Below are 7595 nucleotides of genomic sequence, written 5' to 3'. Positions count from 1 at the left end.
CAATCAATCAATCCCTCAATCAATCAATCCCTCAATCAATCAATCCCTCAATCAATCAATCCCTCAATCAATCAATCCCTCAATCAATCAATCTAAAATCTAAAATCTAAAATCTAAAATCTAAAAGATGGATTTACTTCGATCGCTCCCCATAGGACTTTACCTAGAACAACCAGTAACCTGGCTTCACAGGCTAGACTCCCGCGTCAAATTAGCTTGGTTGATGACATTTCTGATTGCGCCCATACTCGCCAATCCCATCTGGCGGTTGATGCTAGTAGGAATGTTAATCGTACTCACACTAACAGCAGCAATTCCCCTGCGCGTGTGGAAACAGCAAATGGGACTGCTGCTGCTATTCTGCTTATTAGTATTTGGCCTCAGCGCGATCGCCCCCGACGGACTCCCCGCCGAACACCAGCCCCGCATCCCCGCCGACGAATTAACCTTTTCCCAACAGCCGGCAACCCTTGCACCTCCTCAAAAGCCCAAACCCTGGTATCAATCTTTTAACTTAGGCTCAAACTCCCCAATCCCCAATCCCAAAGCCCAAAGCCCAAATCAACTCCCCCAACCCACAAACTACCGTTACGTTGTATTCAAACAAGGCCCGATTAAAATCACTCGCAAATCCCTAGATTTAGCTATCAACGTCAGCACCCTATTTTTCACAGTAATTTACAGCACCAACCTCTACCTCCTTACCACAGCCAGCGAAGAAATCACCGCCGCGATTGAAAACTTAATGCAGCCCCTGCGCCGCTTGAACTGGCCTGTTACCGAAATAGCCTTAACATTAACTTTATCTTTGCGATTCATTCCCCTAGTATTGGAAGAAATACAAAATTTAGTGCGATCGGTCAGAACTAGAGCGATAAACTGGAAAAAACTCGGATTTCGCAGCGCCGCTCAAGTGTGGTTGATGATAGCCGAGCGACTGTTGGAAAACTTGCTCCTGCGAGCTGAACAAATAGCCAGCGCCATGAAAGTTCGCGGCTTCACCAGTCCCGATCGACACCGTGTAGAATGGCACCAGTTGCAATTGAAAATCCGAGACTGGATCGCCCTCGGCTGCTTGCTCGTCCTCTGGAGCGCCCGCTTCGTTTGGGGGTGGGACAGTTGAGATTTTAGATTTTAGATTTTAGATTTTAGATTTTAGATTGATTGATTAGATTTGAGATTGAAGAATTGGGAATGACTGATGAAGCTCGTCGTTTGGAGCACGGGTCTAGATTTGAGTCAGTTTTGTCTGGTGCGCGACAGTCCTGCTAAAGTAATGGAGACAAATATTTAGAGAACCAAGACCTTGAACATCTATCTTGGGACAGATATCGTATATGTTCCGCGCATTCAAGCCGCATTAGACCGCTTTGGCGATCGCTTCCTCGAAAAAGTTTACACGCCCGCCGAACAAAGGGATTGCGGACAACAAAATTCTCAACACAGCAGCATTAAAGGTAAAATGAATCGAGTTTCCTGCAACCAACTAGCGGGGCGCTGGGCAGCAAAAGAAGCCGTTGTCAAAGCTCTAGGCACGGGATGGCGGGGAATACGGTATGCAGATGTGGAAATTCGGCGCTCCGAAAACGGTGCTCCCAATGTGCAACTGCACGGAACCGCGGCAGCACGAGCCTCTGTTTGGGGAAATTGCCAGTGGCAATTAAGCCTCAGCCACGACGGAGACTATTGCACGGCTACGGCGATCGCCCTTTGTACCCCGCCGTCAAACAACGCCGTCGGGCGATCGAGCGAAACTAAAATCTAAAATCTAAATCTTTAATCTAAAATTGATAGATTGTGAGTGTGAATGACTACCGAAACTTACCTGAATCATCCAAACTTTGGCCTCCTCTTCAGGGTATCCCAGGTTGAAGACAGCCAAGAATTATTTACCACCCTATACGCCCAGCGCCTGTTTTTTTTGGTGACAAACGGCCCAGGCGGGCTGAGATTTGAACCAATCAGCCGCTCCGACGCTCGCCTCATGGTCGAAATTCGCCTGCGAACCCTGCGTCGCAGCGGTCTGTATCACGAGTACGACCAATTGCAGACCATTCACCAGCGCACGTTTCAATAACGAAAATCAGTAATTTGATAATTGGTAACAGTCTTAATTTTCCTTCCCTCCAGTCAAGAGCGTTGAGCACCCATGACCATAGCCTCTCGAATTAACAGCATTCGCCAACACTTGCCGGAATCAGTGCGGTTAATTGCCGTTACCAAACAGGTACCGACTGATGCTATCCGCCAAGCATACGACGCCGGCATCCGGGATTTTGGCGAGAGTAAGGTTCAAGAGACTGCCGAAAAACAAAACCAACTGCAAGATTTGCCGGATATCAACTGGCACTTGATCGGGCACTTGCAAGCCAACAAAGCCGCCAAGGCCCTAGAGCATTTCCAGTGGATTCACTCTCTCGACAATTTAAAAATCGCTCAGCGACTTTCGCGCTTGGCGGGGGAAATGTCCTGCTCTCCCCAAGTCTGCCTGCAAGTCAAAATGTTGCCCGACCCGGACAAATACGGCTGGAGTGTTCCTGAACTGCTGACCGACCTTCCAGAACTCAACAAATGTCAGCATATCAAAATTCAAGGTTTGATGACAATACCCCCATTGGGGTTAAATGACTCGCAAATCCTAGAATTATTTAACAGCACCCGCGAACTTGCTGACAAAATTCAGCAGAAAAATTTGCCCTGCATTCAAATGCAGCAGCTCTCGATGGGGATGTCGGGAGATTATCATTTGGCAATTCAAGCAGGTGCTACTATGGTACGGCTAGGACAAACCTTATTTGGCTCTAGGAGGGGATAAATAATTGAAATCTTCTGATAAAGACAATTTGGGTTAAATATAGAATAGTCAGCCACCCGCGACTAACGCGCAACGCGAGTATAGTCGGGGCAGCAAAGTCGTAAAGGAGCGTGAATCATGAATATTTTTTCTAAACTGCGAGATTTTGTAGGGATCAACAATGAGCCTGAGTACGATGACGTGTACGACGAAACGGAAGGGGAGCGCTATCAGAACTTCTACCAAGCGCCTGAACCCAACCCCGCGGCAGTCGCAGCGGAAGAAGAACGTCGTCAAAATCGTAGAATGCGAGAGCGGTCAGTAGTAGGATCGACAGGTATGGATGTAGTTGCACCAACCGGGGGAGTAGGGTCAGTAATGAATAACGTGATTGGAATGCCTGGAGCTATGAACGGGATTTCGGAAGTAGTAGTAATGGAGCCGCGCACTTTTGAAGAGATGCCGGCAGCAATTCGAGCCCTTAAGGAACGGAAGTCTGTGGTTTTGAACCTGACGGTGATGGACCCAGACCAAGCGCAAAGAGCTGTGGACTTTGTGGCGGGCGGTACTTATGCCCTTGACGGTCATCAAGAGCGAATTGGCGAAAGTATTTTCTTGTTTACGCCTAGCTGCGTGCAGGTGAGAACTCAGTCTGGTGTGGTTCACGAAGTGCCTCCTGCTCAGGGACGCCCTCGTGCTGCTGCTCCTGCACCGACAGTCTGGCCGGCAGAACAAGCTACCATCGCTCAGTAGTCAGTAGTTAGTAGTTATTAGTCATTAGTCATCTGTCTTGAGTCTTTAGTTATTAGCCAGTAAGCTTTTAACTAGCCAGCTCCTTAATTTTGTATTCTGCAAGTTCTGGGCGGTTAACTATTAGCTAATGCGGTGAACTGATAACTAATGGCAACTAATAATTAATGACTGATGACTAGCATAAAATAGTAAGGTGCGTCGCTTTCAAATTTTCGATCGAACTTGTAAATTGTTGCGGGCGACGCACCCTACAAGGTAGGACTGTAGACTAATGACTAATGACTAATGACTAATGACTAACATAAAATTTGGTACGATCGGCGGCGGGGTAATGGGAGAAGCTCTCTTATCCCGCTTAATTGCACAAAAAGTTTATTTGCCTTCAGAAATATTGGTGAGCGAGCCTGGGGTAAAGCGCCGCGAGTTTTTGGCTAACAAATACGGGATTGGAACAACAGCCAGCAATCTAGAAGTTGCTGCGGCTACAGAAGTGCTGTTTTTGGCAATTAAACCGCAAGTTTTTGATACGGTAGCTTTGGAGTTGGCGGTGGCGGCCGATCGCAAACAAGGAAATAATGGAGAAACGGCTAATTCCCAGCCAGAAGCGCTAGTAGTGTCGATTTTGGCAGGAGTGCCGCTCAGCAAGCTCGAACCGGCTTTTCCGGGGCGGGGAGTGCTGCGGGTGATGCCTAATACTCCGGCAACGGTAGGAGCGGGAATGAGCGCGATCGCCCCTGGAAAACTTGTTCAACCGGCTGATTTAGAATTGGTAAAGCGCATCTTTGGGGCCGTGGGAGAAGTGGTAGAAGTACCTGAGAGTATGCTGGATGCGGTGACTGGGCTTTCGGGTTCCGGCCCTGGTTATGTAGCAATTTTGATAGAGGCCTTGACAGATGGCGGAGTTTGTGCTGGCTTGCCACGGGCGATCGCCTCTCAATTAGCTTTGCAAACAGTCTTCGGTACGGCGAAACTATTGCAAGAAACGGGAATGCACCCAGCAGAATTGAAAGATCGAGTTACGAGTCCCGGCGGCACAACTATTGCCGGAATTGCTAAATTAGAGAGTAGCGGCTTTCGTTCTGCCCTAATCGAAGCCGTGAAAGCAGCTTGTTTGCGTTCTCAAGAATTAGGTAAATAGGTGTTAGTGCCATGCTGACTTTAAAATTAGATTTAAGTCCGTGGATCAAGTTGACAGACGATCAGTTTTACGAACTGTGCCAACATCACCCCGATTATAAATTTGAACGGAATGCAAAAGGAGAACTGCTGATGGTTCCACCAACGGGAGGAGAAACTGGAAACCGTAATATGGATTTATCCTATCAATTGCAAGCTTGGAGTCGCCAAAATCCGAATCTAGGAATTGCTTTTGACTCTTCCACCTGTTTTAGACTCCCAAACGGTGCAACTCGTTCTCCCGATGCTTCTTGGATAAAACGCGAAAGATGGGAAGCTTTAACTCCCGAACAAAAAAGAAAATTTCCGCCACTGTGTCCTGATTTTGTAGTGGAATTGTGCTCGCCCACTGATTCTATCCGAGAAACGCGAGAGAAAATGCAGGAATATCGGGAAAATGGCGTTTGTTTGGGGTGGTTGATTGACCCGCAAACGCGGAGTGTGGAGATTTATAGGATCGATCGAGAAATAGAAATATTGCAGTCCCCTGTTACGCTGTCAGGGGAAGATATTTTGCCCGGATTTGTGTTGGAACTAGGGCCCGTTATGGGAAATAATTGAAAAGGTGTCAGGCTGTTTCAGATCAATCGCTAGCTGCTGTTTCCAATTTCTGCCCAATCCTTGGTTCCGTACCATTCAAAAGCCGCTGAATATTGCTGCGGTGCCGCACAATTACAAACACACCGCCCGCAATGCCAAACAATACATAAGCCAGGGGCTGATGTAAAGCAAACATCAATCCAGCCACGCTAATTGCCCCGATAATCGAACTTAAAGAAACAATTCGCGACACCGCAAACACGATTCCAAAAATTCCGAAAGTTCCCAAACCAACGGGCCAGTACAAACCAAGCAAAACTCCCAAACTCGTAGCCACAGATTTACCCCCCGTAAACCCCAGCCAGATTGATTTGCTGTGGCCCAAAACAGCCGAGAAACCCGCCAAAGTTGCCATCCAAGGGAGGACAGTTGCAATATTTTCTAAACCGGCGGCGGTTGCTAGCTGGCTGGTAAAAGTGAGAGAGTAAATATAGCGAATTAGGACGATCGCACTTACCCCCTTCAACACATCCACCAACAACACCCCCAACCCCGGCCCTTTGCCCAAAGTCCTCAGTACATTAGTCGCACCAGTCGAACCCGAACCAACCTCTCGAATATCAATTCCCAGCATCCATTTCCCCAAGGCGTACCCAGTCGGAATCGAACCAAGCAGATAAGCTGCTATTAACAGTGCGCCATTTAAAATTATCCAGCTAGCCATTTTTTTATTTGAGATTTCGTGTACAGCAGAAGGAAGAAGGCAGAAGGCAGAAGGCAGAAGGCAGAAGGCAGAAGGCAGAAGGCAGAAGAAGGAAGAAGGAAGAAGAAGGAAGAAGGAAGAAGGAAGAAGGAAGAAGGAAGAAGAAGGAACAACCAATTCCGGTCAATTTCCCTCTGAGTTTCTTCAGTCCACGCAGGCGGACGAAAGTTTGTATAGCAGCGAATTATATTCGCCCGGACTTACTCAAAAATCCTTAGCAGTCGTCAAAGTTTGCGGATCGGCAGCAAAGGCCAACCATAACGGAAATTGCAGGATTGACAAACTAATTAAATCCTCAGTTTCATCAATGACAATTAGGGGCAATTTGCCATCTTTCACCAGTCGATCGGCTTTTTGAGCCAAAGCTTCCGCAGACTCAAACATAATAATCCCCCTTTCCGGGCCAAAATCGCTGCGAGTAATGCCCAAACAGTCCTGCAAACCCCGGCGCCACTCTCCCAAACGTTCGGGACTGTTGGCGAGCACCAAAGTCCGCACCCGTCCGCCGTAGACGCTTCTGAGTACAGAAATAATTGTCGAAGTAATCAAGATATTTTGCAAGCGCGAACCCATAGTCCGCAAAGCGCCCCTTCCTCCTTGGGTGAAAAACCAGTTAGAAACTCGTTCCGCGTGGATGGGTTCAAAAGTGCGGCGGAGTTGCCAAGGCGGGCCGTAGTAGTCGGGGACAGTGCGATATTGATCGAGGGTGCGGCGAATTTGTTTGGCTTGTTCTTGAAATCCCTGTTCGGCAAATTTGGGATTTACCGGTGCTGAGGATTGAGACTCCTCAGCAGCAGTTCGCTGTGGTGTCTCTTGCGTCGGCGGTGTCAAATCTAAGAGTTCGGCGGTAGCGGCCAAATCCTGCAAACTGCCTACTAAATAGTCTTTGAAACCCTGGACTCGAATTGCTAAATCTTGGGAAACGCCGGCAAAAGTGGTTCGCATTTCCTTCTGAATTCGATCGCGCCGGCGTTCTAGTTTTTCTACTTCGATTTGTAGCGCTTGTTTGCGCTGATCTAGTTGAATCAAGCCGTCTTGTACCAAACGCCCGATCGATGTTTGAGCCGCGCCCAACGCTTCTATAGCATTGGCTTTGTCGGCTTCCAAGGCGGCAATTTTTTCAGTCAAAGCTTGTTCTTGCTGCTGCAATTCTTTGATTCTCTCTGTCAACTGTTCGGTAACATTTTCTGGGATGGGCGTTACCATTTCTGCGGTTGCTGTTGGCTGGGAGTCTGTGGGAATCTCGATTTGAGCGATCGGACTTTCTGATTCGGCCTCGTCGGTGTTGGGCGCAATTTGGGCGATTGCGCCTGCTTCGTCCACGAATTGGGCAATTTCGGCATCTTCCTCGTCCAGCGGCGGGTCTGTTTCTGCCGGGAGTTGGGCGGGCAGTTCATTTTCGTCGATCCACAAATCTTGTGTTTGAGATAGAACTTGGTACTCCGTCTCATTCACGGGTAAATCGACTTCGCCGTCACCGCTTGGGGTGGCTGGTTGTGGTTGCGGTTCTTGGGTTGGAGATTCGTCTGAATTCATGGGAAATTTTGTTCGGCGTGGGCACGGAAAAGT

General features: G+C 48.3%; 10 protein-coding genes. 8 read left to right on the top strand and 2 right to left on the bottom strand.

Annotated features, from left to right (window positions below; translation table 11 throughout):
* The first annotated feature begins 127 nt into the window (after positions 1-127).
* The 7 genes from QUA50_RS01420 to QUA50_RS01390 all read left to right on the top strand — a co-directional run bounded on the left by QUA50_RS01420 (position 128) and on the right by QUA50_RS01390 (position 5284).
* Positions 128-1123: an energy-coupling factor transporter transmembrane protein EcfT gene (locus tag QUA50_RS01420; RefSeq protein WP_333258676.1), complete on the top strand. Its 996-nt coding sequence runs from the start codon at positions 128-130 to the stop codon at positions 1121-1123.
* A 183-nt stretch (positions 1124-1306) separates the two neighbouring features.
* Entirely contained in the window at positions 1307-1765 is a 459-nt protein-coding gene (acpS, locus tag QUA50_RS01415; protein ID WP_333258674.1) for a holo-ACP synthase, read from the top strand.
* A 42-nt stretch (positions 1766-1807) separates the two neighbouring features.
* Positions 1808-2077 carry a transcriptional coactivator PipX gene (pipX, locus tag QUA50_RS01410; RefSeq protein ID WP_333258672.1) on the top strand — a complete coding sequence of 90 codons (270 nt, stop codon included), beginning with the start codon at positions 1808-1810 and terminating at the stop codon, positions 2075-2077.
* A 72-nt stretch (positions 2078-2149) separates the two neighbouring features.
* Positions 2150-2815, top strand: a complete 666-nt coding sequence (locus QUA50_RS01405) for a YggS family pyridoxal phosphate-dependent enzyme (protein ID WP_333258670.1) — start codon at positions 2150-2152, stop codon at positions 2813-2815.
* A gap of 117 nt (positions 2816-2932) precedes the next feature.
* Positions 2933-3547 carry a cell division protein SepF gene (locus QUA50_RS01400; RefSeq protein ID WP_333058022.1) on the top strand — a complete coding sequence of 205 codons (615 nt, stop codon included), beginning with the start codon at positions 2933-2935 and terminating at the stop codon, positions 3545-3547.
* A gap of 292 nt (positions 3548-3839) precedes the next feature.
* A complete protein-coding gene (proC, locus tag QUA50_RS01395) occupies positions 3840-4685 on the top strand; it encodes a pyrroline-5-carboxylate reductase (protein WP_333258668.1) in 846 nt (281 codons plus the stop codon).
* Positions 4686-4696: 11 nt separating this feature from the next.
* Positions 4697-5284, top strand: coding sequence for a Uma2 family endonuclease (locus QUA50_RS01390; RefSeq protein ID WP_333058024.1), 588 nt, complete (start codon positions 4697-4699; stop codon positions 5282-5284).
* A 22-nt stretch (positions 5285-5306) separates the two neighbouring features.
* Here QUA50_RS01390 and plsY read toward each other — a convergent pair whose 3' ends face one another.
* Positions 5307-5987 (bottom strand): glycerol-3-phosphate 1-O-acyltransferase PlsY, encoded by a 681-nt coding sequence (plsY, locus tag QUA50_RS01385; protein ID WP_333058025.1) that lies wholly within the window; start codon positions 5985-5987, stop codon positions 5307-5309.
* Positions 5988-5995: 8 nt separating this feature from the next.
* On the opposite strand from plsY, the gene QUA50_RS01380 reads away from it, so the two are divergent.
* A complete protein-coding gene (locus QUA50_RS01380) occupies positions 5996-6244 on the top strand; it encodes a hypothetical protein (RefSeq protein WP_333058026.1) in 249 nt (82 codons plus the stop codon).
* Here the strand turns inward: QUA50_RS01380 and QUA50_RS01375 are convergent.
* Positions 6231-7562, bottom strand: coding sequence for a DUF3086 domain-containing protein (locus tag QUA50_RS01375; RefSeq protein WP_333058027.1), 1332 nt, complete (start codon positions 7560-7562; stop codon positions 6231-6233). The two genes, QUA50_RS01380 and QUA50_RS01375, sit on opposite strands and share 14 nt — an antisense overlap.
* Positions 7563-7595 lie beyond the last annotated feature (33 nt).

The sequence above is a fragment of the Microcoleus sp. M2_D5 genome, from assembly GCF_036701935.1.
In the GTDB taxonomy this organism is placed as follows: domain Bacteria; phylum Cyanobacteriota; class Cyanobacteriia; order Cyanobacteriales; family Microcoleaceae; genus Microcoleus.
The sequence above is the reverse complement of the archived record's forward strand: the minus strand, read 5'-3'. Positions and strand labels throughout refer to the sequence as shown.